The following is a 26,277-nucleotide window of genomic DNA, read 5'->3' as shown; positions in this document are numbered from 1 at the left end:
GAAAACCCACAGAAAAAACGCACCTGCCGTGTGCCTTTGGGCATTTATCGCCCTGCCTGTGAAAACCAAAATCACGCCCTTTTAAGCTTTATTTTGGATTATCTCGGCAGCGAAAACCCTGATGAAGAATACGGTCAATTTTTCAAAAAAGAAAAACGCATAGCGAGTGATTATTTTAATTGGGTCTATCAATTCAGCCTATTTCCTCAAATCGGCTACAACGAAAAGAAAACCGAAGCCCGCATTCAGGCGTGGTTGGATAAAAATACATAAAATACCCCAAATATTGACCGCACTTTAAGTGCGGTCAGGTTTATGATTATTTGAGTATCTTCCATGTTCTGAAACCATAGATAGCAATCATCACAAAACAAAGGAGAGGAAGTACGAAGGAGACGTTCACAGCCGGAAGTCCTAACACCTCACCTTGGTCGATAATCATACCTTGCAACGGTGGCATTAATGCCCCGCCGACAATTGCCATCACTAAACCTGCTGCACCGAGAGTTGATTCTTCTTTTAAGCCATGAAGAGCAATGCCGTAAATAGTTGGGAACATTAGCGACATAAAAGCAGAGGTAAGCACTAAGCAGTATAACCCCCCTACTCCGTCAATAAAGATCACGCCTAGTATGCTGAAGAAACCGCCTAGAGCGAAGAGGGTTAAAATAAATTCCGCTTTAAGATATTTCATCAGTGCGGTACTGATAAATCGGCTGGTGATAAAAATCCCCATTGCAATAATGTTATAGTGCTGCGCTTCGGCTTTGGTAAACCCTAATCGTTCAGCATATTGAATAATGAACGTCCACACCATAATTTGCACGCCAACATAAAAGACTTGTGCAATGACCCCTTCTCGATATTTGGCATTTGCTGCTAAACTTTTAACCGCTTTGGAAAATGGGATTCTTTCGCCTTCTTCCACTTTGGTAGTTGGCATTTTAAAGAGGGCGATGATGATAAAAATAGCGATCACCACTAAGCCAAGAATGACATAAGGACTACGAATAATTTCTAAGTCATGGGTTTTGATGACTGCTTTTTCCGCCGCAGACAGTGTATTAAAAATCAGGCTGCCGTCCGGATTGCGTTTATCCGATTCTAAGGCGGTTAAGACAAACTGAGAGGCGATAAACATTCCTGTAATTGAACCTAATGGATTAAAGGATTGGGCAAAATTTAGGCGACGGGTTGCCGTTTGCGGATCGCCCATTGAGAGAATGTAAGGGTTTGCAGTGGTTTCCAAAAATGCTAAACCAAAGGTGAGGATATAAATGGAAAGCAGGAAGAAGATAAATTCTTCATAAATTGCCGCCGGATAAAACAATAACGCTCCGATAGCATAAAGTCCCAATCCCAATAAAATGCCGGCTTTGTAGCTGTAACGCCCGATAAATAAAGCGGCAGGAATGGCCATAGTGCCGTAACCGCCGTAAAATGCGAACTGAATGAGCGCCGCTTCGGAGGCTGGCATTTCCATCACTGTTTGGAATGCTGCCACCATTGGGTTGGTGATATCATTGGCAAATCCCCATAATGCGAATAATAAGGTAATTAAAATAAACGGGAGCACATACTTCTTCTCTAATACTTTAGCGGTCATATACGATTCCTTCTAGGTTCGGGAAATAAGAGAAACAGCTGCTTCTCGGTGAAATCCTACTCTTCGATACGCAATCCGTAGGATTGGAATTTGCCTAAGACAACAGACATTTCTTGTTTGGATAACAATGGAATATCCAAGCCGGTGGCAAGTAGTTTGATATACCATTCCGCCAGCACTTCGACTTCGTGGGCAAGCCACAAGGCTTTATCCAAGTTGATTTCGGCAGCGATCATCCCATGGTGGGCAAGTAAAATTGCTTTACATTGTTGGATGCCTTCCCGCACATATTCTGCTAACTTTGGTGTGCCGAAGGTGGCGTAAGGTACACAAGGAATGTGATCTGCCCCACCTACACCAATCATATAGTGAAACGGTGGAATAGCTTTTTCCAAAATAGAAATTGCCGCACAGTTTATCGCGTGGTTATGTACCACTGCATTGACATCTGAACGGGCTTGGTAAACCGCAAGGTGGAAATGCCATTCACTGGAAGGCAATTTGCCTTGTTCGTGTTGACCGTCATTATCTACAAATACAATCTGTTCCGGTGTGAGCAAATGATAGGGTGTGCCGGTTGGGGTAATGAGCATTCCGTTTTGATAACGCACACTGACATTACCGGCGGTACCTTGATTCAAACCTAAACGGGTCATTTCTAGACAAGTGTCGATAATTTTTTGTGAAAGTGCTGTTCTATTCATCTTTATTTCTCCAAATTTATAAACAGATGGGGGTAACCCCTTTTTTAAGAATAATATTGCCGTATTTGGCGGTTTCTCCGCTGACAACGACGGCGTAGGCTTGTTTGGCTTGCTCATAAAAAGCAAAGCGTTCCACTCGGGTTAAAGCAGGACAATTTCCGACCGCACTTTGAATGGCTGCGGTATAACGCTGTTCCACCAAAGGATCGAGCGTATCACCACTGACTGCTTGCATCATTATTAACGGTGCATCTGCATAGGCATCAAATTCAAATAATGGGCTGATGGCACTTAACAGCGTGGTAATACTTACACCATCCGCTCTAATCACTTTTGAATGTAAGCTGTGGGCCGGGAAGTGAGCATCGGCAAGTACCAATTCATCACCATGTCCCATTTCGGCGAGTGTTTTTAACAGCTCGGGGGAAAGTACGGGGTGAATACCTTTTAACATAAATGCTCCTGATGTTGTTGTAACCATTGTTGATATGCCGTGGATTGGGCGGATGGATAGATTCGTTGTGTTTTTGCCCGCATTTGTTGTTGAGCGGTTTCAACATTCGGGTACGTCCCTAGAGCGGTAAAAGCGAACATTGCTGCCCCCAACACTGTACTTTCCGCTACATCGACAATCTCTATCGGCAGATTCAGTACATCGGCACGAATTTGATTCCATAAACGGTTTTTTGAACCACCGCCAACGCAAATTACGCTTTGGGCTTGGAAATGACTAACCTGTTGCAACACGGTTAATCCTTGTTTCAACCGTAACGCCATATATTCCAACATTGCCCGATAAACCTGTCCTCGTTGGCAGTGCATCGATAGTCCGTGAAGCGAGCCACCGTGCAGTTCGGAAAAACACCCACTTGCCAAAATACCACCCGAACCAACCGCTTGTTGTTCTGCCTCGTGTATCATTGTTTCGTAATACCGTTCACTTTTTATGACATCAGGGAAAAAGGTGCGCCCCACCCATTCCATTACACCTGAACCCACCCATTGCACTGCCGGATTAAAGCAGTCGGTTTGGGCGTCAAATTCAGTTGTCAAACCTTGCGGGATAAAAGCAATATTTGGTTCAGCGACGCGGGTGCGAGCCATTAAGATTTCCCAAGTGCCGGAACTGAGTACAGGCTGATGTAAATCTGCACCGGAACCGAATACGGCAAATTGTGTGTCATGGCCACAGGAAATTATCGGTACGGTATTTAAGCCGAGTTGTTGAGCTAAAGACTTGTTTAATTGTCCAATCTGCTCGCCGGCATTTACCATTGGCGGGAAGTGATCGTGGGTTAAACCAAGTACTTGTAGCACTTCGTCGTCCCAATCTCCGGTGGCAAGATTGGTCATCATTGATGTGCCTGCCATTGTATGGTCGGTGGTGAGATTGCCGGTTAGTCTGTAGGTGAGCATTGAAGAAATGAACACAAACTTATCCATTTGAGCGTACAATTCAGGCTGATTTTCTTTTAACCAGAGTAGTTTAAAGAAGGTATTGAATGCATATTGCCCAATACCGTTGCGTTGGTAGAGTTTTTGCACATCCAAATATTGATCAAGTCGCTGCATTACTGGCTGTGTGCGGGGACACTTCCACGAAATGATCGGGTAGAGCAGTCGGCCGCGTTGATCAAACATTGTACCGTCCACGCCAAACGTGGTTACTGCAATGCCGATAATGCGGGAGAGCGATACATCTTGACATTGCAATTGATTGCAAGTCTTCTCGGCACAGAGTAATAATTTCTGCCAAATTTCTTCAAAATCCCAAATATGATAATCGGGGTGTTCTATGCCCCGTTGGGTTTGGTTTGGCAAATGGTAGGCTGCGAGTATCTGCCCTTGTTGATCTATCGCAATGGTGCGTAGATTAGTTGCGCCACAGTCAAAAATTAACACAATAGACATTACATTCTCCTAAAGTGCGGTTGATTTTGAGAGTGTTTTTGCAAGAAAATCGTCCGGTCCGATCGATTCGACGATCAGATTTGATCGTCAAACTGCAAATACACCACTTGGGTTTGTAAGTATTCTTCCAATCCATGTTTACCGTCAGCCCCACCAAGTCCCGATTTACGCCAGCCAGCGTGATAGCCTTGCATTGCTTCAAAATTTTCCCGATTGACATAAGTTTCACCAAATTTTAGACGGGAAATGATTTTCATCGCCTTGTTGAGATTTTGGGTGTAAACGGAAGAGGTTAAACCGTACTCGCAATCATTGGCGAGGGAGATAGCTTCATCAAGGGTGTGGAAAGTGGCAATCGGAATGACTGGGCCGAAAATTTCTGCACGCATAATCGCCATTGAATTATCCACATTATCAATAATAGTTGGTTCAAAATAATAGCCTTTGCCGGAAACGGCTTTTCCTCCGATGACAATATTTCCGCCTTGTTGCACTGCTTGGGCGACAAGTTCTTTCACTTTATTCAGTCCTTTTTCATTTACAAGTGGTCCCATATCAATGTCTTTTTGCAAGAGTGGATTGCCGTAACGAACCGCTTGCATCTTTTCAATGAGTTTTGCTAAAAACGGTTGTTTAATGCTTTCGTGTACATAAATACGTTCCGCACAATTGCACACTTGACCGGAATTAATGATACGAGAGTTCACCACTGCGGTGGCGGCTAATTCCAGATCCGCATCGTCCAATATAATTGCAGGGGCTTTACCGCCGAGTTCCAGATTGACTTTGATGATGTTTTTGGCGGCAGCTTCCATCACTTTTTGTCCGGTTAGTAGACTTCCGGTGAATGACACCATTCCGATTTTTTCATTTGAAGAAAGTTCTCCACCAATCTCATTACCAAAACCGGTTAACATATTGAATACCCCTTTCGGTAAACCGATTTGGTGAACAATTTCAGCAAACAATACCGCATTATTTGGCGATTCTTCACTTGGTTTAATCACAATTGTATTACCTGTGATTAATGCCGGTGCGGTTTTGCGGGCGATTAAAAAGAAGGGGAAATTCCATGGTAAGATGCCGGTAGTGACGCCAATAGCCTTTTTGTAGAGGAAGATATGCTCGTTGGGGCGATCACTTTGAAGAATTTCGCCCTCGTAGCGTCTTGCCCATTCCGCCATGTAGTCAAGGTAGTCGGCGGTGAAATTCACTTCCACCAAAGATAATGCTAAGGTTTTTCCCATTTCTTCGGAAATGGTATGAGCGATTTCTTCCGCTCTTGTTCGAATGCCCTGTGCGATTAAACGCAGATATTGCCCGCGCTGTATTGCCGGTAAACGTTCCCAATGTGTCTGAGCATGGTTTGCCGCTTCAATCGCTCGAATGACATCCGCATTGGTTGCCCGAGGAACTCGGGAGATAATTTCTTCTGTGGCGGGGTTATACACATCAAAATATTGCCCGTCTGCTGCCGGCGTAAATTCGCCATTGATGTACATTTGATTATTTTGCATTTTGATCTCCTGAGAGGTTACGGGTGAAATTTTGATATTATGTAGCCGTTGCTTCGCATATGATGTAGAGCGGTAGGAATTTTATGCTTAAGAAAACTTAAAATATCAATGGGTTGATGTTGGGACACCAATAAAGTGTCCCTTCGATCACATTGAAATGATATTTTGCGCAACTACCGCTACATCATTGTGTAAAATCATTTGAACTGACAGCTTGTTTTAAGCTATGAACCGTTCTTTTGATTATTTGTAAAGTGGTCCGAAATTGGCGCAAGCACGATAATCTTGTCCTTCTTTATCTTGTCCGAACCCATTCCACGCACTTGGGCGGAATATCGCTTCCTCTTCTACGTTATGCATACAAACCGGAATTCTCAACATTGAAGCCAGAGTGATGAGATCCGCCCCGATATGGCCATAGGTCGCCACGCAATGATTTGCTCCCCAGTTTGCCATTACCGAGTACACATCTGAAAATGCACCTTTACCGGTGAGACGTGGTACAAACCAAGTGGTTGGCCATGTTTCGTTGGTGCGTTTGTTGAGTATTTCGTGAACATTTTCCGGTAAATCAATTGACCATCCTTCGGCAATTTGTAATACCGGTCCGATGCCTTTGATAAGATTGAGGCGGTGCATCGTAAACGGCATTCCACCTTTGGTGAGATATTGAGAAGAATAACCGCCTCCACGGAAATATTCGTGTACTGCCGGACACCAACGAGTATGTTCATAACAGCGCTTGCCATCCTCTTCTGTGACTTCCCATGCAGGTTTAATTACCGATTTGCCTTGTCCATCTGTGTGTTGTCCTGTGCCGTCTAGCGTTGCTGACCCTGAATTGATTAAATGGATAAAGCCGCTTTGAGGGCGAAAACCGGTAACCCGTTCAACTGCCTCTTTGCTCCAGTACGTGCGAACATCGGCAAAAATCTGCGCCTGTCCGGTAAGTAGGTTGCCGAATAGCATATTGACTGCATTTAACGAATCATTTTCCGTAGCGAGAATATAAGGCGGACGTACCCCATTCCAGTCATAGGTGGTGTTGAGAACTGCTTCCATAAAATCTCCATTCGGCAGATGATCCGTCCAGTGACGTTGTCCTTGGAAACCTGCGGCAATGGCATTGTGACCAAGCGCTTCTTCACCATAATTTAAGGAAGCTAATTTTGGATTGCCGACCATTAAATCTCGGGTGATGATTGTCATTTTTACTACCGTTTCCCACAACTCAGCATGTTGTTCAGCAGTGCGTTGATGCTCAGGACTATTGACATCAATTCCTTCTTGGCAATACTGTTTTACCCACGATAAGGCTAAATCTACTTCTTCTTGATCGTAAATATGGCGATCCAAACGACGTTTGATTTCACTCATATCTACATATTCGTTACGCATTCCCAGATATTCTTGAAAAAACGATTGATTGACGATAGAGCCGGCAATCCCCATTGAAACCGAGCCGATAGACAAATAAGATTTACCTCGGAGTGTCGCAACAGTTAATCCAGCTCGGGCAAAACGCAATAATTTTTCTTGCACATCATTTGGGATCGACGAATCGTCCGCTTCCTGTACTTCCGTGCCATAAATCGAAAATGCAGGGAGCCCTAATTGTGAATAGCCTGCAAGTGCAGCCGCTAAGTAAACGGCACCCGGACGTTCCGTGCCGTTAAAGCCCCAAATCGCTTTTGGCATATGCGGATCCATATCAATGGTTTCCGACCCGTAGCACCAACAAGGGGTAACTGTAATCGTTAATCCAACATTTTCCCGTTTGAATTTTTCGGCACAAGCCGCGGCCTCAGCAACACCGCCGATAGTGCTATCGGCAATGACACATTGCACAAAATCACCGTTGTGATGGCGGATATGGCTTTCTAATAGTTCGGCGACAGCGTGTGCCATCCGCATTGTTTGAGCTTCTAGAGATTCTCTAACGCCCATTCTGCGTCCGTCAATAGTTGGGCGGATACCGATTTTTACCGGGGTAGTCACTAAACTGTGCATACTGTTCTCCTCTGTTTGATAGATAACGTCTAGTTAAAAAGGTATTGGGTAATGCTTGAGAAATATTTTTTCGTAAAGAAAATGGAAAAGATAGTTTTTTACAGATTGGATATAAAATGTGTGAATGAGATCACAGAAATGGATAAATAAAATGACCGAATAATAGAAGAAAATTTAAATATCGGTCAATTCGGTCATTATTTTTTATGAAATAGTCATTACATCTGTATTCTCACAATAATTCTGAAGTTCATCCGATAAATTAGAATCCGTGAAAATAGTATTAATTTTACTCAATTCAGCTAATTGTATGAGGCTTTTCTTTCCAAGTTTAGAATGATCAACTAAGAGATAACATTGTTCTGAAGCTTCCATCATTTTCCTTTTTATTGAGGCATTAAGTTCATTTGATTCCCAAATATTCCCTTGGCTATCAATTCCCGAGCAGGAAAAGATAGAAAAATTAATATGTAAACGTTGCAGCAAATACTCAGATAAGGGACCGTAAAAAGCTTCATATTTTGGGGAATAAACACCGCCGGTAACAATCTTTTTAATATTAGATTTGTTAACTAATGCATTGATATTAAACATAGAATTAGTGACCACCGTACATGGAATATCAGGCATTAAATGTGCAAAATACCAACTTGTAGAACTGGCATCCAGCCCTATGACTGCATTTTCATAAACCAATTCAAGTGCATTTTTAGCAATATAACGTTTAGCGATTGAGTTAATATGTTGACGTGTTTGGAAAAAAGATCCTAGATCTGTAGTTTTATTGCTAACTGCACCACCATGTATTCGGTGGAGCAATCCTTTCCTTTCAAGACGATTTAAATCACGTCGAATTGTTTCAACAGACATTGCACATTGTTCCGCCAGCGCTAACACACTGACTTTTCCTTGCTGATTAATTAACTGCAGAATAATTTCATCTCTGTTACGCATGCTCACCTCTAATCGATCAAAATAATCAATTTATTATATGTCTTCTTAGGAAAGATAAACAACTTATCATCTTCCTTGTTCTACGCTAGAATAACGCCATTTTTTGATAACAAGAGAAAATTTATGGCAAATAAACCACTCAGTGCGGTCATTTTGGCGGCAGGAAAAGGCACAAGAATGTATTCGGATTTACCAAAAGTGTTGCATACCGTTGCGGGCAAACCAATGGTAAAACACGTGATTGATACGGTAAATTCGCTTGGCACGGAAAACGTGCATTTGATTTACGGCCACGGCGGTGAATTAATGCGTGAACGCCTCGCCAATGAAAAGGTAAATTGGGTGTTACAAACGGAACAACTGGGAACAGCCCACGCCGTGCAACAAGCCGCACCGTTTTTTAAAGATGATGAAAATATCGTGGTGCTTTATGGCGATGTACCGCTTATTTCAAAAGAAACCTTGCAAAAATTAATCACCGCAAAACCTGAAAAGGGCATTGCTTTATTAACGGTGCATTTGGACAACCCTACGGGTTATGGTCGTATCATTCGTGAAAATGGTAATGTGGTGGCGATTGTTGAACAAAAAGATGCTAATGAAGAACAGTTAAAAATTCAGGAAGGCAATACTGGTGTAATGGTGGCTGACGGCGCAAGTTTCAAAAAATGGCTTGCCCGAGTGGGCAATAACAATGCTCAAGGCGAATATTATTTAACGGATTTAATCGCACTGGCAAATCAAGACGGTTGTCAAGTGGTTGCCGTGCAAGCGACGGATAAGATGGAAGTGGAAGGTGCGAATAATCGCCTACAACTCGTTGCACTTGAGCGTTATTATCAACGTAAACAGGCGGAACGCTTATTACTTGAGGGAGTGATGTTGTTTGATCCGGCACGTTTTGATCTTCGTGGCACCCTTGAACACGGCAAAGATGTTGAAATTGATGTGAATGTAATGATTGAAGGCAACGTACGCTTAGGCAACCGTGTCAAAATCGGTGCAGGTTGTGTGTTGAAAAATGTCGTTATTGGTGATGATGTGGAAGTGAAACCTTATTCCGTCTTGGAAGATGCAACCATTGGCGAAAAAGCCGCCATTGGGCCTTTCTCCCGTTTGCGTCCTGGGGCAGAACTGGCAGCGGAAACCCACGTAGGCAACTTTGTTGAAATTAAAAAATCCATTGTCGGCAAAGGTTCAAAAGTCAATCATTTAACTTATGTGGGTGACAGTGAAATTGGTGCGAACTGTAATATCGGTGCAGGCGTGATTACCTGTAACTATGACGGCGCGAATAAATTCAAAACCATTATTGGCGATAATGTTTTTGTTGGCTCGGATACCCAACTTGTTGCACCGGTTACCGTTGAAGATGGCGCAACCATTGGCGCAGGCTCAACCATTACACGAAATGTGGGCAAAGATGAGTTGGTGATTACCCGCGTGCCACAACGCCATATACAAGGTTGGCAACGTCCGGTGAAGAAAAAATAACGATCATCATAAAAAAATGGCTCACCATTGTGAGCCATTTTTGTTAATCGTGTAACCCTAATTTTTTCTCAAGGTAGTGAATATTCGTGCCGCCTTTTTGGAAGTTTTCATCTTCTAAAATAAGTTCGTGTAACGGAATATTGGTTTTAATGCCCTCAATAATGGTTTCCGCCAAGGCATTTTGCATACGGCGAATTGCCACATCACGGGTATCACCATAGGTGATCAACTTCGCGATCATTGAATCGTAGTGCGGAGGCACAGTATAACCGCCATAAATATGGGAATCCCAACGCACCCCTAAACCACCCGGTGAATGTAGGTGATTTACTTTGCCCGGTGAAGGCAAGAAAGAGGTGGGATCTTCCGCATTGATACGACATTCAATGGCGTGACCTTTTACTTTAATATCTTCTTGTTTGATCGAAAGCGGTAAACCTGCCGCAATGCGGAGCTGCTCTTTTACTAAATCCACACCGGTGATCATTTCTGTTACCGGATGTTCTACCTGAATACGGGTATTCATTTCAATGAAATAAAACTCGCCGTTTTCATATAAGAACTCGAATGTACCCGCACCGCGGTAACCAATTTCCACACAAGCATTCGCACAACGGGAGCCAATATCACGGCGAACTTCTTCCGTAATGCCCGGTGCCGGTGCTTCTTCCACCACTTTTTGGTGACGGCGTTGCATAGAACAATCACGTTCGGCTAAATACACCGCATTGCCGTGTGTATCCGCCAATACTTGAATTTCCACGTGACGTGGGTTTTCCAAGTATTTTTCCATATAAACCATATCATTATTAAAGGCGGCTTTTGCTTCCGCTTTTGTCATCGCGATAGATTCTTCAAGAGCCTCTTCGCTACGCACCACCCGCATACCACGACCGCCGCCGCCGCCGGAGGCTTTAATGATAATTGGATAACCGATACGTTTCGCAATTTCTTTATTTTTTGCAATATCGTTACCTACCGGCCCATCAGAACCCGGCACACAAGGCACACCTGCTTTTTTCATTGCTTTAATGGCAGAAACCTTATCCCCCATTAGGCGGATAACCTCTGCGGTTGGCCCAATAAAAATAAAGCCTGAACGTTCCACTTGTTCCGCAAAATCAGCATTTTCGGATAAAAATCCATAACCGGGATGAATGGCATCCGCGCCGGTCACTTCTGCCGCCGCGATAATCGCAGGAATATTGAGATAACTTTTGGTTGAAGGCGCAGGGCCGATACAAACGGTTTCATCTGCCAATAAAACGTGTTTTAGTTCGCGGTCGGCAGTGGAATGCACCGCAACGGTTTTAATGCCTAATTCTTTACAGGCGCGCAAAATGCGTAACGCAATTTCACCTCGATTGGCAATGACAACTTTTTCTAACATAAGAAATTCCACTTGTTAAAAAATGGCGGATAAGTCCGCCATTTTGGATGATTAATAGGATTATTCGATAACGATTAACGGTTCGTCAAATTCCACCGGCTCGCCATCATTGATAAGAATGGCTTTTACCACACCTGCTTTGTCGGCTTCAATACGGTTCATCATTTTCATTGCTTCAACGATACAAAGGGCGTCACCCACTTTCACGGATTGTCCCACTTCAACAAAGGCTTTTGCTTCCGGACTTGGGCTGCGGTAGAAAGTTCCCACCATTGGAGAACGCACGATATGACCGGCTAATTCCTCAGAAGTGGCAGCAGGTACCGTTGCTTGTGGTGCAGGGGCAGGTGCCGATGGCGTTGGTGCAACGTATTGTACCGCTGCCTGTGCAACTGCAGGTGCCGCACGGCTAATACGTACCGTACCTTCTTCTTCTTGTACTTCTAATTCGGTGATACCTGATTCTTCCACTAATTCGATCAGTTTTTTGATTTTACGAATGTCCATATAGTTTTCCTAAAATAATGAAATTTTTGACCGCACTTTTATGTTGAGAAAATGCACAAAAGTGCGGTCAGTGATAAACTTGTTTTTGCGGCGCAGAGATTACCCTAAATTTGGCGAAAATGCGACAAAATTCTCTCATTTTCAGTAAAAATGCCGTATTTTACCGTTTTTGGGCTAAATAATCCAAAGCAAATAAAAAACCGAACTCGTACCCTTTCGCGCCCAATCCGCAAATCACTCCTTCCGCCACATCACTAAAATAAGAGTGATGACGAAACGCCTCACGTTTGTGAACATTAGAAAGGTGAATTTCCACAAAGGGAATGGCAACCGCCAACAACGCATCACGCAAGGCAACGCTGGTATGGGTATAAGCGGCAGGGTTGATTAAAATAAAATCAACCTGTTGAAAACTTTGATGAATTTTATTAATGAGTTTTTCTTCGCTATTTGCCTGAAAACATTCCAATTCCACATTATGTTGTTCGGCTAATGCGTTAATATTCGCCTCAATCGCAGCAAGCGATAAATTGCCATAGTGCTTTGGCTCACGCGCACCCAACATATTCAAGTTCGGGCCATTTAACAGCAAAATTTTGAATTTTTGCGACATATGCTTTCCTTTTTAAGGTGAGGGATTATACCGTTTTTGTGCCTAACGGTGGTCGTATCAGATTATTTTCGTAATAAATTCCGAATCCAAGCCCACAAGGGGAAGATTAGAATCCTGCCAAGATCGTAGCAGTTGATAATCCATTAAATCTAACGTATCCAGCCCCGGTGTTACATTTGGTGTATATTGCTGTGCTATTCGCGCAAGTTGGGTTAAACCAAGGCTGCTTTCAATACTTGAACTTATCACCGCCGTTAAACCAAGGGCGTGTGCTTGTTCAATTAACGCTACACAGCGTTCAAGCGAACCCATTAAAGTGGGCTTAATCACAATCGCCGCTAAGTGCGGTTCTTTTTTGAGTTGAAAATTAGGATCACGCACCGTTTCATCCCACGCAATGGCAATACCGGTTTGGGCGGCAAATTCCCGACTGAGATCCGGTGTTTTGCACGGTTCTTCCAAAAACTGAATGCGTGAGCGATGTGTCGGTTTGATTTTTGCCACAAATTGTAATGCTTTTTCAAGTGTCCAACGGCGGTTAGCATCCAAACGCAATGTTAAATCGGGAATGGCTTCCAAAAACATATCGGCAATTAAGCCGTCACGATTGGCTTCGTACATTCCTACTTTAATTTTTGCCACCTTTTCACCGGGAAGCGTTGCCAATTCGCTATAAAGTTCATCAGGATCGCCATAACACAATGGCGCAGTATGATAATTGCCCGCTTCTTTTAAGTCGCCCTTCATTTCATTCATTGCACAGCTAATGCCAAATGCTACGGAAGGGAAAACATCATCAAGGGAAAGACGGGGCGAGCTACAATCCAACGCCTGCCATTTTGTTAGCCATTCTATCGCTTGTGCTTCGGCTTGTTCTAATGTTTCTTCACTAAAACCGGGTAGTGGGGGAATTTCTCCCCAGCCTTCTGAACTGCAATTTACCCGCACAATTAACCCTTCACGGCGTTTTAAAAATCGATCTCGCAGAATCAGTTGGCTGTCAACAGGAATGGAATAACGATAAAGGTTGAAGGATTTGTTTGCCATTTATAGCTCCATACAAAAGTGCGGTTAAAAATCACTGAGAATTTTAACCGCACTTTGGGGTAGGTAAGAAATTAAGGGTTGCGTCTGAATTTGCTGAAGTCCGGCGCGCGTTTTTCATTGAACGCATTACGACCTTCCTGACCTTCTTCCGTCATATAGAACAACATTGTCGCATTGCCGGCTAATTCTTGAAGACCGGATTGACCATCACAATCCGCATTCAACGCTGCTTTTAAACAACGAAGGGCAATCGGACTATTGCGTAACATTTCGCGACACCAACGCACGGTTTCTTTTTCAAGAGCCGCATAAGGTACAACAGTATTCACCAAGCCCATATCCAATGCTTCTTGTGCATTGTATTGACGGCATAAGAACCAAATTTCACGGGCTTTTTTCTGTCCAACCAAACGTGCCATATAGCTTGCACCCCAACCGCCATCAAAAGATCCCACTTTCGGGCCGGTTTGACCAAAAATGGCGTTTTCGGCTGCAATGGTTAAATCACAAAGCATATGTAAAACGTGGCCGCCGCCAATGGCATAGCCTGCCACCATTGCCACAACCGGTTTTGGACAGGTGCGAATATCACGTTGGAAATCCAATACATTTAAGTGATGTACTCCACTTTCGTCTTTATAGCCGCCGTAATCGCCACGCACTTTTTGATCGCCGCCGGAACAAAAGGCTTTTTCTCCTTCACCGGTTAATACAATCACGCCGATATTTTCATCAAAGCGGGCATCAGAAAAGGCGTTGATCATTTCTTTCACGGTTTGCGGACGGAATGCGTTGCGAACTTCAGGGCGGTTAATGGTGATTTTAGCGATACCGTCAGTAGATTTGTGATAGCGAATATCGGTATAGCCTTCACTGTGATCGATCCATTCAACAGGCGCGTAAAGGACATCATCTTTTGGATTTTGCATAAAAATTCCTTCTAATTGAGACAAAAAAGTGCGGTCATTATAGCGGAAGTTTTTGTAATCGGGAAAACGAAAATTTATTTGCCGCTTTATATCCCCTATGCTTATTGGTAGAATTTTCCCCATTTAGAATGTAGATCAAATAGGAATCGACAATGAAAGATATTTTTGCTTTCGGTATGACATTATTATTGAGTTCGTGCAGCCTTTTTTCAGCCTCACAATCCCCTATTCCGGCAGAATTTGCCGGTGCGGATTACCAACTTTCGGATAAAAATGCAAAACAATGGGCGATTGCCAGCAAGCAGGCGGAGCAATGTATTTACCCCAATTTAACCCGAATTCAACAGCAACATTTTGAAAAAGAGGACAGTTATATTCATTCCCAATATGTTTTTTTCTATCCATTGGAAAAAATCATTGGTGAAGACTATGTAAAAATTATTCAAAATGATGAGAAATCAATGAATTATGCGACCTATCAATTCAAAAAATTTCGAGGAGAAATTGGCGAGGTCGAACCACTGGAAAACAAAGCCTGCCAAGTTTTACGCACACAAGCGCGTGATGATTTAGATGTGGTGAAAGGCAAATATAAAAACGGAATGGTGGATGAAACGAAAAATGAAGACGGAACGAAAAAATCCGAAGACGGGGTTGCCACCAATCAGAATAAATTTTTCTTCGATATTATAAAATGGGGATCCGCGCTCTTATTGTAATCTTCAACGTTTATTGAAACATTAAAACGGTATTCGGTTTAAAAATTGAATACCGTTTTTTATGCAAACGATTATATGAAGAAAAAGTATTAAGTAGATCAAGTTTCCAATAAATAAACCTTTGAACTTTAATCGTTTTCCGCTAGTCTATCCAACGTATTTCTTTTAACTCAAGAGGGTGAAATTATGGCAACTATTTTTGATATTGCACAGAATTGGTTAAACCAAGATCCTGATGCAGAAACACACGCAGAATTGACCGCACTTTTAAATGCAGCAAAAGGCGGCGATACACAAGCAGAAACAGAATTAAAAGCACGTTTTGACGGGCGTTTACAATTTGGTACGGCAGGTTTACGCGGTCGCTTGCAGGCAGGTTCGATGGGAATGAACCGAGTGCTTGTTTCTCAAGCAGCGGGCGGTTTAGCGGATTATTTAAAAGGCTATGACAAAACACCTTCTATTGTGATCGGCTATGATGGTCGTAAAAATTCGGACGTTTTCGCACGGGATACGGCAGAAATTATGGCGGGTGCAGGCATTAAAGCCTATTTATTGCCACGTAAACTCCCAACACCGGTGTTAGCTTATGCCATTCAATATTTCGATACCACCGCAGGGGTAATGGTGACTGCAAGCCACAATCCACCGGAAGATAATGGTTATAAAGTTTATTTGGGTAAAGCTAATGGCGGCGGACAAATTGTTTCCCCTGCCGATAAAGACATTGCCGCATTAATTGATAAAGTTGCTGCAGGGAATATTAAAGATTTACCACGCAGTAATGATTATGTGATGTTAAATGATGAAGTGGTTGATGCCTATATTGCCAAAACCGCCTCTTTAGCCAAACAACCACAATGTGAAATTAACTATGTTTACACCGCAATGCACGGCGTAGGTTATGAAGTGTTAAGCAAAACCTTAGCCAAAGCCGGTTTACCGCAACCGTATATTGTGGCAGAACAAGTTTGGCCGGATGGTACATTCCCAACGGTAAACTTCCCGAATCCGGAAGAAAAAGGCGCGTTAGATTTAGCCATTAAAGTGGCGAAAGAAAACAATGCCGAATTTATTATTGCCAATGACCCTGATGCCGACCGTCTTGCAGTGGCAGTGCCGGATGCGGAAGGCAACTGGAAATCACTGCACGGCAACGTGGTGGGTTGTTTCTTAGGGTGGTATTTAGCCAAACAATGTCACGCACAGGGCAAACAAGGGGTGCTAGCCTGCTCTTTAGTTTCTTCTCCGGCACTTGCCGAAATTGCGAAAAAATACGGTTTCCAATCGGAAGAAACGCTAACCGGTTTCAAATATATCGGTAAAGTTCAAGGCTTATTATTTGGTTTTGAAGAAGCCCTTGGCTATTTGGTTGACCCCGATAAAGTGCGTGATAAAGACGGTATTTCCGCGGCAATTATGTTCTTGGATCTTGTGCGTTATTTGAAAAAACAAGGCAAAACCTTGGCAGATTATGCGGAAGAATTTACCAAAGAATTTGGTGCTTACGTTAGTGGACAGATCTCCATTCGGGTCAGCGATCTTTCTGAAATCGGTAAATTAATGACCGCACTTCGCAACAATCCACCAAGTGAAATTGCCGGCGTGAAAGTAGCACAATTTATCGATCACACCAAAACCGATCGCCAAAGCGATATTTTAGTCTTTGTGCTTGAAAATGGCAGCCGCTTGATTTCCCGCCCTTCCGGCACAGAACCAAAAATTAAGTTCTACTTAGATGCACGCGGTACCGATCCAAAAGATGCCGAACAAGTGCTTGCTAATTTTGATGAGGGAGTTCGTCATATTCTTCGTCAAGAAGCGTATGGCAAACAAGATTGTTAATAACATTTCATCACCAAACAAGGGACGCCTCGCTTGGCGTCCTTTTTTGTTAACTCATTGAAATTATTGATTTTTTCGATAAGGACGCGAGCATCGAGTCCCTACAATCACATTATTTAGGTGTTGTGTGATGAGTGAAAATTTTGATGAATTTGTAGAGACGCCACGCTGGCGTCCTTAATGCTAATTCATTGAAATTGTTGATTTTTTTGATAAGGACGCGAGCGTCGCGTCCCTACTAATCACGTTATTTAGGCATTGTGCGATGGAAGGATATTTTGATGTGTCAGTAGAGACGACACGCTTGGCGTCCTTAGTTAATTCATTGAAATTGTTGATTTTTTTGATAAGGACGCGAGCATCGCGTCCCTACTTTTTCTATTCGCTTCATCGCTACATAATATTCACTGTTTGTTTTATGAGGAAAAAATGAATCCTTGGATTTTGCTCGCTATTTCAATTTGTTTAGAAATTGTTGCCACCAATTTATTAAAAGTCAGTGACGGCTTTACTAAATTTGCACCAACGGCAGGGGCGTTGACGCTTTATGCCATCACTTTTTATTTACTTGCTATTATTTTCCGCACATTGCCGGTGGGATTGGTTTACGCTATTTGGTCAGGTGTGGGTATTGTATTAACCGCCGTGGTTGCTTATTTTGCCTTTGGACAAAAAATTGATACCGCGGGATTAATTGGAATTGGATTAATTATTGCCGGCGTTTTGGTGATTAATCTCTTTTCTTCTACCGCCCATTAAAGGCATATTAAAAAAACCGAAAATTCCCATTCAAAAAGTGATTTCGGTTATATGATGTGCCATATAAAATATTTCGGCTTTTTTCCCTTTCGCCTTATGATAGCCATATTTCATTAAAACGGAGCATTTATGAAAAACGCACGCGTGATTCCTCATACCAATTGGGCGGCAAATTCGTTATGGGAAATAAAAGGCAAAACCATCGGTGTGCTGTTATTTGCTTTGGCGATGTTGGGGATTGGTGACGGCTTCATTGTTCTTGCTAATTTCGGCTCATCGCCTTGGACGGTACTTTCGCAAGGGGTGGCATTACAAAGTGGTATAGATATTGGTTTATCCTCTTTTTTAATCAGCTGTATCGTAATGCTTGCTTGGCTGCCTTTGAAATTACGTTTTGGATTAGGCACACTGCTCAATATCATTGTTATCGCCCTTTTTTTAGGTCTCACCACAAAAATACTGCCACAACCGACCGCACTTTTATCCCGTATTGTCTTTGGTTTGATTGGAATGTTTTTATACGGCTTAGGCACAGCACTTTATCTCACCTGCCATTTGGGTGCCGGCCCAAGAGATGGGCTAATGGTGGGAATTTGCCAACGGTTTCATTTAAAAGTAGGCGTGGTTCGCACCGCAATTGAAGTGTCGGTTTGTGTGTTAGGCTTTTTTCTTGGCGGCATTGTAGGTGTAGGAACACTTATTTTTGCCGCCGGAATTGGTTGGATTGTACAAGGTTGTTTGAAATTAATTGCCCGTTTGCCACATAGTTTCCACGAAAGGGATAATTTTCACTAAGGCATCAGGGATTGAAATCAGCCCTAAATTCATTTCGGTTTCTTTCCCTGCTGGCGGACAAAAGGCAAGATGTTTATCCACATCATTAATGGGCTTCCAACGTCTCGGCTGAGAAGAACGACTATTTGGATAAAACCCAATAGTGGGAATATTAAACGCACTGGCTAAATGCAAAGGCCCTGTTGAACCGGCGATAAATAAATCCGCACAGGCAAGGGAATGGGCAAAATCCACCAAACCATTGTTTTTATCATAAACCACGACGCGAGAATCCTTTACCAAGTGTGCCAGTTCGTGTGTTTTTTCACTTTCTCCCGGCCCTGCCGTTAGGACTACATTGCAATCAAATTCTGCCAACAAGCTTTGAATTAATTCCGCATATTGCGCAAGAGAAAGATTGGTTGCCGAACCACCTGAACCGCTATGGACGAAAATCCATTTTTTATTGGTAGCAATACCTAAGGTTTTCTGTAAAAAAACGCGTTGATTTTCGACCGCACTTTGGTCAAAAGTTAAATAAGGCGGTTTAACTTCCACAATAGGGAAATTATGTTTTTGCAAAAATGCCCGCACTAAATCTTGATTATATTCCGCTTCCGATTTTTCCGAACGGGAACGTCTTTGAGTCAAACGGTGATTGTAAAAAAATTGTACCAATTTGGTCGCCGGTGCAAGACGATATTTGATACCGCTTTTCCACGCCAGTTTTCCATTGTGACCATTTGAAAAAAAGCTAATCATTCCATCAAAATTGTGGACTTTCACTTCATTCACAAGACGCTGAAAATCCCCTTTATCGCCTTTTTTACTATCAATGATCACCTCATCCAAATAAGGACAAATTTCTGCCAGCGGTGCCGTATAATTCGGCACAAGTGCGGTCAATTTTAATGAAGGATCGGCGGCTTTTAACATCGCAAATGCCGGCCACGCCTGCATAAAATCACCGAGTTTATCGTTACGGATAACTAAGATTTTTTTCATTATTTTGACTCCATTACAACGGGCTTCTCGGCTTGTTTTAACATTGCATAAAACACAATCGTTAAGAAGAAATAGAAAATATTGCCTGAATTATGAGTAAAGAAGCCTTGGCTCAAACAATAAATCATTACTGAAAGAATATGCACCGTTCCTAATGTGGCAAGCAATTTAACTTCTGAAGAAGTACTCTTTAAACGGAAACTAAATTGGCGTAACGGCACAAGTAAAATAGCAAGGAAAGCAAGAAATCCCACAATGCCCCGCTTAGAAAAATCATCAAGATATTGATTATGTGCGTGATCAAATTGCCCAATATTGCCTAATACTGTTTTTGTTTTGACATCCTGCTTACGTTTTTCCGTTGCACCAATCGTTCCCCAGCCTAAAATCGGTTTTTCTTTTATCATTAAAACCGCACTTTTCCACATTTCAAAACGCGCCCCAAGGGAGGTATTCGCATTATTTTTTTCATAACGGGCAATATCATTTTGAATAAAATGCAAGCGTTCCATCACTCGGCTATTTGGCATATTGGTTACCCCGATAATAGCAATGACAAATAAGCTAATTAATCCAAAGAAAAAACCTTTTGAAAGAAAACGGCGATAAATCCATAGCATTGCGAAAACCATAATAGGCAAGGCAATCCATCCGCCACGTGCCGTTGAAAGAATACTGCCTAATACCCCAAAGAGTGAAGCCACAATGCAAAGTGCTGTCATTTTTCGTTGTGATTTTTGCCAATAATATAATCCCACCACAAGACTAAATAGCCCTAATGACATTGCAATATCGCCCCCTTGAATATGCATTGTGCGGGGCGAATATGCCATTTGGCTATGTAAGATAAATTTATCATAAAGGGCAACCAAGCCTGCAATGACAGAACCTAAAGGAATGGCATAAATCAATGCACAAAATTTCAAAGGCATTCTTAATAAAAGGATAAAAGCAGGAATCAGTAAGACTGCACGGCTTGGATTATCCAGCTCTCGCCCTTTTCCACCATTAATTAATAATGAAAGTAGGAAAACGGCAAAATAAAAAATGTAGCTATAAATCAGCCATTTTTCTTCTTTTGATAAATTCCATTGAAATTTTTTAATTAAGCCGTAAATACCATAGCCTACGCCTAATGCGATCAATAAAAAGGGGGCGACATTATGTCCGCCTTTAAAGCTAAGAACGGATAAAAAGAAAAAACTAATACTGAAGTTGGCAAGCAAAGGCAGAAGATTTTGTTTAGAGATTTGCATAAATGGTTACTCGAAAAATAACGGTATTATGTTGAAAACGCCCAAAAATAAATGCCCCAATATTCGTTCGTTGGGCAAGGGCGACATAATATCGGAAGATAAAAAAACCGCACTCAAAAGTGCGGTCGTATTTTATGTTATTTTTGTGGATTATAAAACATCAACACAATTTAAGTCTTCAAAAGATTGCTCTAAGCGTTTAGACATTGATTCTTCCATTTTACGTAACCAAACACGTGGATCGTAGTATTTTTTGTTTGGTGCGTCAGGGCCTTCAGGGTTACCTAATTGACCTTGAAGATAGGCTTCGTTCGCTTTATAGAAGTTTAAAATACCGTCCCAAGATGCCCATTGGGTGTCGGTGTCAATGTTCATTTTGATTGCACCATAGCTGATCGCTTCACGGATTTCTTCACGAGAAGAACCGGAACCGCCGTGGAACACGAAGTTGATTGATTTCGCCGGAAGATTACGTTCTTTAGAAACGAATTCTTGTGACGCACCCAAGATAGACGGTTTTAATTTTACGTTACCCGGTTTGTAAACACCGTGTACGTTACCAAATGCAGCCGCCACAGTGAAACGAGGGCTAACCGGATTTAATTGATCGTAAACGTATAATACGTCTGAAGGTTGGGTATATAAACGGGATTCATCTACATCAGAGTTATCTACGCCGTCTTCTTCCCCACCGGTGATACCGATTTCGATTTCAAGGGTCATTCCCATTTTGCTCATACGGGCAAGGTATTCACGGCAGATTGCCATATTTTCTTCCATCGGTTCTTCAGATAAATCGATCATATGGGAAGAGAATAATGGTTTGCCTGTTTCTGCAAAGTGTTTTTCACCGGCATCAAGTAAACCGTCAATCCACGGAAGTAATTTTTTAGCAGCGTGGTCGGTGTGAAGAATCACCGGCACGCCATACTCTTCTGCAAGGGCGTGAACGTGTTTTGCCCCGGCGATTGCACCTAACACATCCGCACGTGTACCGGAAGTCGGTTTGATACCTTTACCGGCATAGAAAGACGCACCACCGTTAGAGAATTGAATAATCACCGGTGCTTTTACGCGCGCCGCCGTTTCTAATACCGCATTTACAGAGTCAGAACCCACGCAGTTTACCGCAGGGATTGCGAAATTGTTCGCTTTCGCATAAGCGAATACTTTTTGAACATCATCACCGGTTAATACGCCCGGTTTTACGATATCTAATAATTTAGCCATTTTGCTTTTTCCTTATGTGCTGGGTGAATTAATACTCACCGTTGAAGAATGAAGAACCCTCTCTTAACAAAGAGAGGGGAAAAATAAAATTAACCGTTTGCACGTTTTTCAAGAATTTCCACTGCCGGTAAGACTTTGCCTTCAACAAATTCTAAGAATGCACCACCACCGGTTGAAATGTAAGAAATTTTATCGGCAATACCGAATAAATCGATAGCGGCCAATGTATCACCACCACCGGCGATTGAGAACGCATCACTGTTTGCAATAGCGTGAGAAATGATTTCTGTTCCTTTGCGGAAATTCGGGAATTCAAACACGCCAACCGGACCATTCCATAACACGGTTTTCGCATTTTTGATAATCTCGGCTAATTGTTCTGCCGATTTATCACCAATATCGAAGATAGATTCATCATCTTTTACTTCTGTAACCGATTTTTCTGTCGCAGGCGCGGTTTCAGAGAATTCCGTCCCCACACGCACATCAACAGGAACAGGAATATCGGTGCTTGCTGCCAACTCTTTGGCAACCGGAATTAAATCTTCTTCATATAAAGATTTACCGACATTATGACCCGCCGCCGCAATGAAAGTATTGGCAATACCGCCACCGACAATAATTTGGTCGGCAATTTTAGAAAGGGAGTTTAATACTTCTAATTTGGTTGACACTTTAGAACCACCCACAATTGCTACCATTGGGCGAGCCGGTTCTTTTAATGCTTTACCTAACGCATCTAATTCAGCAGCAAGTAACGGGCCTGCACAAGCGATTGGTGCAAATTCTGCTACGCCGTAAGTTGAAGCCTGCGCACGGTGAGCCGTACCAAATGCGTCCATCACGAAAACATCGCAAAGTGCGGCATATTTTTTGCCTAATTCAGGATCGTTTTTCTTTTCACCTTTATTTACGCGAACGTTTTCTAAAACAACGATTTCACCTTCTTTCACGTCCACGCCATTAAGGTAATCACGCACTAAACGCACAGGCACATCAAGGTGTTCATTCAAATAATCAACAACAGGTTGTAAAGAATCTTCAGGTTTAAATTCACCCTCGGTCGGACGACCTAAGTGGGAAGTCACCATCACTTTTGCGCCTTTTTCAAGGGCTAATTTTAAAGTAGGAATGGTGGCACGAATACGTGCATCAGAAGTGACTTTACCGTCTTTTACCGGCACATTAAGATCAGCACGGATAAATACACGTTTACCCGCTAAATCCAAGTCGGTCATTTTGATTACTGACATAATCTATCCTCTTTGTTAGTTAAAATTAAAACGTGGCGTATTATACCCAGTTATGACTAGGTTGTAACGATTTAGATCAAAGAAATCCGCATTACTTTTGGCAATCTATCACCTGCCATTGCTTGTTATAACAAATAAATAATTCATTACGAGCTGCCCCAAGATAAGCATTTTTTAGTTGGGGATTGTGTTGTATCATCCAGCGGAACAATTCACTTCGGCTTAGATTTTCTTTTGGTAAACGTAATGCATCAAACAATTCCTGTTCTTTGGCGAAATATTGTTCCGCACTGTCAAAAGCACAACTGCCGTGTTTTTCCCATTCCCCCTGCAACAATTTCGCACCGGGTGAAATGCTCAAATAAGGCGCTATCGTTGATTGTGGCAAGGCAGGTAAATCACCTTTGCAAAAACGCGGATGGTCCGCCACCGAACGGGCATTGGCATTTTGCGGCCACAAGCCGTGAACCACCCAACCGAAAGTGCGGTTAATTTCACATTGATATTGCGAAGCCGCGGGAAGTTGAGTGCCATATTTTTCATATTGAGAATGGCAAAAGCCCGGCGACCAAGAAAGTGCCAACATATAATAATCCACCGGTGCATTGGTATTTTGTCCGATAGGGTCCTCACGCAAAGCAACATCATAATCGGCAAAAACAGCCTCATTTTTGACCGCACTTTTGTCTGTTTGAGAAACCTCATTTTGCAAGGTGGATTGAGAAGAATGTGTGTTTTGCCCTTCGGTAAAATATTGCCAAAGGCTCAACGCCACAAGAAAAATAAGGGAAAGTGTCGAAATCTGTTTTTTCATAAAATTAGCTTAGTTTTTGTCAAGGCTACATTTGTCGTCTATAATTCGCCGCTTTCTATTTTTGACATATTCAAAGGATCATTATGGCGTTACTCATCACCAATAAATGCACAAACTGTGATATGTGCCTGCCCGAATGCCCGAATGAGGCAATTTCTATCGGTGATGAAATTTATGTCATCGATCCCGCCCTTTGCACCGAATGTGTCGGACATTATGACACGCCAACCTGCCAAAAAGTTTGCCCGATTACGAATTGCATTAAGAAAGATCCCGAACACCTAGAAACGGAAGAACAACTTTGGGAACGTTTTGTGATGATTCACCACGCCGATAAACTTTGAGGTTGCCTTGTGTTTTCCCGTTTCAATAAAATCAAATTGCTCAAAGTCATACTGATTTTGATTTATCTATTTAGCCCTATTGATATTCTGCCGGAAGCCCTACTTGGCCCTTTAGGTTTGGTGGACGATGCCGCAGCGGTTTGGTTATTAATCAAAATCTTATTTTCTAAATGATGAAAGTGCGGTTGAAATTTGATGAGAAAATCAGCCGCACTTGTATTCATTTAAGCAATTTTCATTTGGAAGATCACTAATTCTGCTTGGCAACAAAATGTAAATTCCGCCTTTAACAAATAGCCCTCTTCCGTTGAGCTAATTTCAGCCTGAATATCACAAGGCTCGCTTTCTACTTCACGGGCTTTTTGAGTAAAAAAGTCCAGTGCGGTTTGTGCCTGTGCTTGGGTATCATAAAGGTAATTGATTTCTTGTGTGCAATCGCGATTATCAAATAACGATTTCATATCAAAAGTATTACAACCTACGCATTCAATTGGTTTTTCGGTTTGAATGGCCATATTAACTCCTATGATTTTATTTTTATTTTGCTGCTACAAAGCCTACCGCTTCATATACTTTTGCTAATGTTTCTTGTGCTTTGGCACGGGCTTTTGTCGCACCTTGACGAAGAACATCATCAAGTAAGGCTTCGTTATTTCGGTATTCATTAAAACGTTCTTGTAAACCGGCGAGTAAAGCAGATACTTCATCGGCTACGGCAGTTTTTAAATGTCCGTACATTTTGCCTTCAAATTCTTTTTCAAGATCGGCAATTGGTTTATCTGTAACGGCAGAAAGAATATCCAACAAATTCGATACACCGGCTTTATTTTTGACATCGTAACGCACAACAGGCGGTTCGTCAGAATCCGTAACGGCACGTTTGATTTTTTTCGCAACGGATTTTGGATCTTCCAAAAGTGTGACGACATTATTGCGATTGTCATCAGATTTTGACATTTTCTTTTCCGGATCTTGCAACGACATAATCCGCGCGCCCGCTTTGCCGATAAAGATTTCCGGAATGGTGAAAATATTGCCGTAAAGGGCGTTGAAACGGTTGGCAATATCTCGGGTGATTTCCAAATGTTGTTTTTGATCGTCCCCCACCGGCACACTTTTCGCTTGGTAGAGTAAAATATCCGCTGCCATTAAGACCGGATAATCAAACAACCCCACATTAATATTTTCCGCATAACGGGCGGATTTATCTTTAAATTGGGTCATTCGGCTCATTTCGCCAAAATAGGTATAACAATTTAATACCCAACCTAATTGAGCGTGTTCCGGCACGTGCGATTGCACAAAAATGGTTGCTTTATTCGGATCAATACCACAAGCCAAATAAAGTGCCACCACATCAAGGGTTGCTTTGCGAAGCGCGATCGGATCTTGGCGAACGGTAATGGCGTGTAAATCCACCACACAGAAAATACACTCATAGTCATCTTGCATTTTTACCCAGTTACGCAACGCCCCCAGATAGTTACCGATGGTCAATTCACCGGAAGGTTGTACGCCACTAAAAACAATTGGTTTTGTCATAAGTTGTCCTTTTTCTTTAAAAGTAAATTGCCGCTATCATATCAAAAGATAGGG

26 protein-coding genes and 1 pseudogene are annotated in these 26,277 nt (G+C 42.4%); 8 read left to right on the top strand and 19 right to left on the bottom strand.

Going from position 1 to position 26,277, the window contains the following annotated elements:
• Positions 1-273, top strand: a pseudogene (locus BKL49_RS03735) (hypothetical protein); the annotation flags it as partial.
• 46 nt (positions 274-319) lie between these two features.
• On the opposite strand, the gene fucP reads toward BKL49_RS03735, so the two are convergent.
• From fucP to BKL49_RS03700, 7 genes are all read right to left on the bottom strand, one after another.
• Positions 320-1,606, bottom strand: a complete 1,287-nt coding sequence (gene fucP / locus BKL49_RS03730; protein ID WP_077423284.1) for an L-fucose:H+ symporter permease — start codon at positions 1,604-1,606, stop codon at positions 320-322.
• Positions 1,607-1,662: 56 nt separating this feature from the next.
• Entirely contained in the window at positions 1,663-2,310 is a 648-nt protein-coding gene (gene fucA / locus BKL49_RS03725; protein WP_077423283.1) for an L-fuculose-phosphate aldolase, read from the bottom strand.
• A gap of 16 nt (positions 2,311-2,326) precedes the next feature.
• Entirely contained in the window at positions 2,327-2,764 is a 438-nt protein-coding gene (fucU, locus tag BKL49_RS03720; protein WP_077423282.1) for an L-fucose mutarotase, read from the bottom strand.
• Positions 2,758-4,221, bottom strand: coding sequence for an L-fuculokinase (gene fucK, locus BKL49_RS03715; protein WP_077423281.1), 1,464 nt, complete (start codon positions 4,219-4,221; stop codon positions 2,758-2,760). Before fucK ends, fucU begins: the two co-directional genes overlap by 7 nt.
• Before the next feature lie 74 nt (positions 4,222-4,295).
• Complete coding sequence (gene aldA, locus BKL49_RS03710; RefSeq protein ID WP_077423280.1) at positions 4,296-5,738, bottom strand: aldehyde dehydrogenase; 1,443 nt, start codon at positions 5,736-5,738, stop codon at positions 4,296-4,298.
• A 243-nt stretch (positions 5,739-5,981) separates the two neighbouring features.
• Positions 5,982-7,748: an L-fucose isomerase gene (fucI, locus tag BKL49_RS03705; protein WP_077423279.1), complete on the bottom strand. Its 1,767-nt coding sequence runs from the start codon at positions 7,746-7,748 to the stop codon at positions 5,982-5,984.
• Positions 7,749-7,952: 204 nt separating this feature from the next.
• Positions 7,953-8,702, bottom strand: a complete 750-nt coding sequence (locus BKL49_RS03700) for a DeoR/GlpR family DNA-binding transcription regulator (RefSeq protein WP_077423278.1) — start codon at positions 8,700-8,702, stop codon at positions 7,953-7,955.
• Positions 8,703-8,825: 123 nt separating this feature from the next.
• Here BKL49_RS03700 and glmU point away from each other — a divergent pair, with 123 nt between their 5' ends.
• Positions 8,826-10,196 carry a bifunctional UDP-N-acetylglucosamine diphosphorylase/glucosamine-1-phosphate N-acetyltransferase GlmU gene (gene glmU, locus BKL49_RS03695; RefSeq protein ID WP_077423277.1) on the top strand — a complete coding sequence of 457 codons (1,371 nt, stop codon included), beginning with the start codon at positions 8,826-8,828 and terminating at the stop codon, positions 10,194-10,196.
• 43 nt (positions 10,197-10,239) lie between these two features.
• On the opposite strand, the gene accC is transcribed toward glmU, so the two are convergent.
• The 5 genes from accC to menB all read right to left on the bottom strand — a co-directional run bounded on the left by accC (position 10,240) and on the right by menB (position 14,682).
• Positions 10,240-11,586, bottom strand: coding sequence for an acetyl-CoA carboxylase biotin carboxylase subunit (gene accC, locus BKL49_RS03690; RefSeq protein ID WP_077423276.1), 1,347 nt, complete (start codon positions 11,584-11,586; stop codon positions 10,240-10,242).
• Between the two features lie 60 nt (positions 11,587-11,646).
• Positions 11,647-12,093 carry an acetyl-CoA carboxylase biotin carboxyl carrier protein gene (gene accB / locus BKL49_RS03685; protein WP_077423275.1) on the bottom strand — a complete coding sequence of 149 codons (447 nt, stop codon included), beginning with the start codon at positions 12,091-12,093 and terminating at the stop codon, positions 11,647-11,649.
• Between the two features lie 160 nt (positions 12,094-12,253).
• Positions 12,254-12,706: a type II 3-dehydroquinate dehydratase gene (gene aroQ, locus BKL49_RS03680; RefSeq protein WP_077423274.1), complete on the bottom strand. Its 453-nt coding sequence runs from the start codon at positions 12,704-12,706 to the stop codon at positions 12,254-12,256.
• 57 nt (positions 12,707-12,763) lie between these two features.
• On the bottom strand, positions 12,764-13,753 hold the full coding sequence (gene menC, locus BKL49_RS03675; protein WP_077423273.1) for an o-succinylbenzoate synthase: 990 nt from the start codon (positions 13,751-13,753) through the stop codon (positions 12,764-12,766).
• 71 nt (positions 13,754-13,824) lie between these two features.
• Positions 13,825-14,682 carry a 1,4-dihydroxy-2-naphthoyl-CoA synthase gene (menB, locus tag BKL49_RS03670; RefSeq protein ID WP_077423288.1) on the bottom strand — a complete coding sequence of 286 codons (858 nt, stop codon included), beginning with the start codon at positions 14,680-14,682 and terminating at the stop codon, positions 13,825-13,827.
• 152 nt (positions 14,683-14,834) lie between these two features.
• Here menB and BKL49_RS03665 point away from each other — a divergent pair, with 152 nt between their 5' ends.
• From BKL49_RS03665 to yczE, 4 genes are all read left to right on the top strand, one after another.
• On the top strand, positions 14,835-15,401 hold the full coding sequence (locus BKL49_RS03665) for a DUF5358 domain-containing protein (protein ID WP_077423272.1): 567 nt from the start codon (positions 14,835-14,837) through the stop codon (positions 15,399-15,401).
• 186 nt (positions 15,402-15,587) lie between these two features.
• Positions 15,588-17,246 (top strand): phospho-sugar mutase, encoded by a 1,659-nt coding sequence (locus BKL49_RS03660; protein WP_077423271.1) that lies wholly within the window; start codon positions 15,588-15,590, stop codon positions 17,244-17,246.
• Positions 17,247-17,675: 429 nt separating this feature from the next.
• Entirely contained in the window at positions 17,676-18,005 is a 330-nt protein-coding gene (locus tag BKL49_RS03655; RefSeq protein WP_077423270.1) for a DMT family transporter, read from the top strand.
• A gap of 129 nt (positions 18,006-18,134) precedes the next feature.
• Complete coding sequence (gene yczE / locus BKL49_RS03650; RefSeq protein ID WP_077423269.1) at positions 18,135-18,800, top strand: membrane protein YczE; 666 nt, start codon at positions 18,135-18,137, stop codon at positions 18,798-18,800.
• Here yczE and BKL49_RS03645 read toward each other — a convergent pair.
• From BKL49_RS03645 to BKL49_RS03625, 5 genes are all read right to left on the bottom strand, one after another.
• Positions 18,750-19,784: a glycosyltransferase family 9 protein gene (locus tag BKL49_RS03645; protein ID WP_077423268.1), complete on the bottom strand. Its 1,035-nt coding sequence runs from the start codon at positions 19,782-19,784 to the stop codon at positions 18,750-18,752. The two genes, yczE and BKL49_RS03645, sit on opposite strands and share 51 nt — an antisense overlap.
• The gene (locus BKL49_RS03640) at positions 19,784-21,040 is read right to left on the bottom strand and encodes an O-antigen ligase family protein (RefSeq protein WP_077423267.1); all 1,257 of its coding nucleotides are present in this window, start codon (positions 21,038-21,040) and stop codon (positions 19,784-19,786) included. Before BKL49_RS03640 ends, BKL49_RS03645 begins: the two co-directional genes overlap by 1 nt.
• A gap of 150 nt (positions 21,041-21,190) precedes the next feature.
• Positions 21,191-22,270, bottom strand: a complete 1,080-nt coding sequence (fbaA, locus tag BKL49_RS03635) for a class II fructose-bisphosphate aldolase (RefSeq protein WP_077423266.1) — start codon at positions 22,268-22,270, stop codon at positions 21,191-21,193.
• 89 nt (positions 22,271-22,359) lie between these two features.
• Entirely contained in the window at positions 22,360-23,523 is a 1,164-nt protein-coding gene (gene pgk, locus BKL49_RS03630) for a phosphoglycerate kinase (RefSeq protein ID WP_077423265.1), read from the bottom strand.
• Positions 23,524-23,614: 91 nt separating this feature from the next.
• Entirely contained in the window at positions 23,615-24,337 is a 723-nt protein-coding gene (locus BKL49_RS03625; RefSeq protein WP_077423264.1) for a ribonuclease T2 family protein, read from the bottom strand.
• 83 nt (positions 24,338-24,420) lie between these two features.
• On the opposite strand from BKL49_RS03625, the gene BKL49_RS03620 reads away from it, so the two are divergent.
• Both BKL49_RS03620 and BKL49_RS03615 read left to right on the top strand, forming a co-directional pair.
• Positions 24,421-24,681: a YfhL family 4Fe-4S dicluster ferredoxin gene (locus BKL49_RS03620; RefSeq protein ID WP_077423263.1), complete on the top strand. Its 261-nt coding sequence runs from the start codon at positions 24,421-24,423 to the stop codon at positions 24,679-24,681.
• Between the two features lie 9 nt (positions 24,682-24,690).
• A complete protein-coding gene (locus tag BKL49_RS03615; protein WP_077423262.1) occupies positions 24,691-24,855 on the top strand; it encodes a DUF1232 domain-containing protein in 165 nt (54 codons plus the stop codon).
• 50 nt (positions 24,856-24,905) lie between these two features.
• Here the strand turns inward: BKL49_RS03615 and BKL49_RS03610 are convergent, their stop codons facing one another.
• Both BKL49_RS03610 and trpS read right to left on the bottom strand, forming a co-directional pair.
• Complete coding sequence (locus BKL49_RS03610; RefSeq protein WP_077423261.1) at positions 24,906-25,196, bottom strand: YfcZ/YiiS family protein; 291 nt, start codon at positions 25,194-25,196, stop codon at positions 24,906-24,908.
• A 22-nt stretch (positions 25,197-25,218) separates the two neighbouring features.
• On the bottom strand, positions 25,219-26,223 hold the full coding sequence (gene trpS, locus BKL49_RS03605) for a tryptophan--tRNA ligase (protein ID WP_077423260.1): 1,005 nt from the start codon (positions 26,221-26,223) through the stop codon (positions 25,219-25,221).
• Between the last annotated feature and the right edge of the window lie 54 nt (positions 26,224-26,277).

The organism is Rodentibacter myodis (assembly GCF_001999305.1).
Lineage (GTDB): Bacteria > Pseudomonadota > Gammaproteobacteria > Enterobacterales > Pasteurellaceae > Rodentibacter > Rodentibacter myodis.
This window is presented reverse-complemented; position numbering and strand designations above follow the sequence as displayed.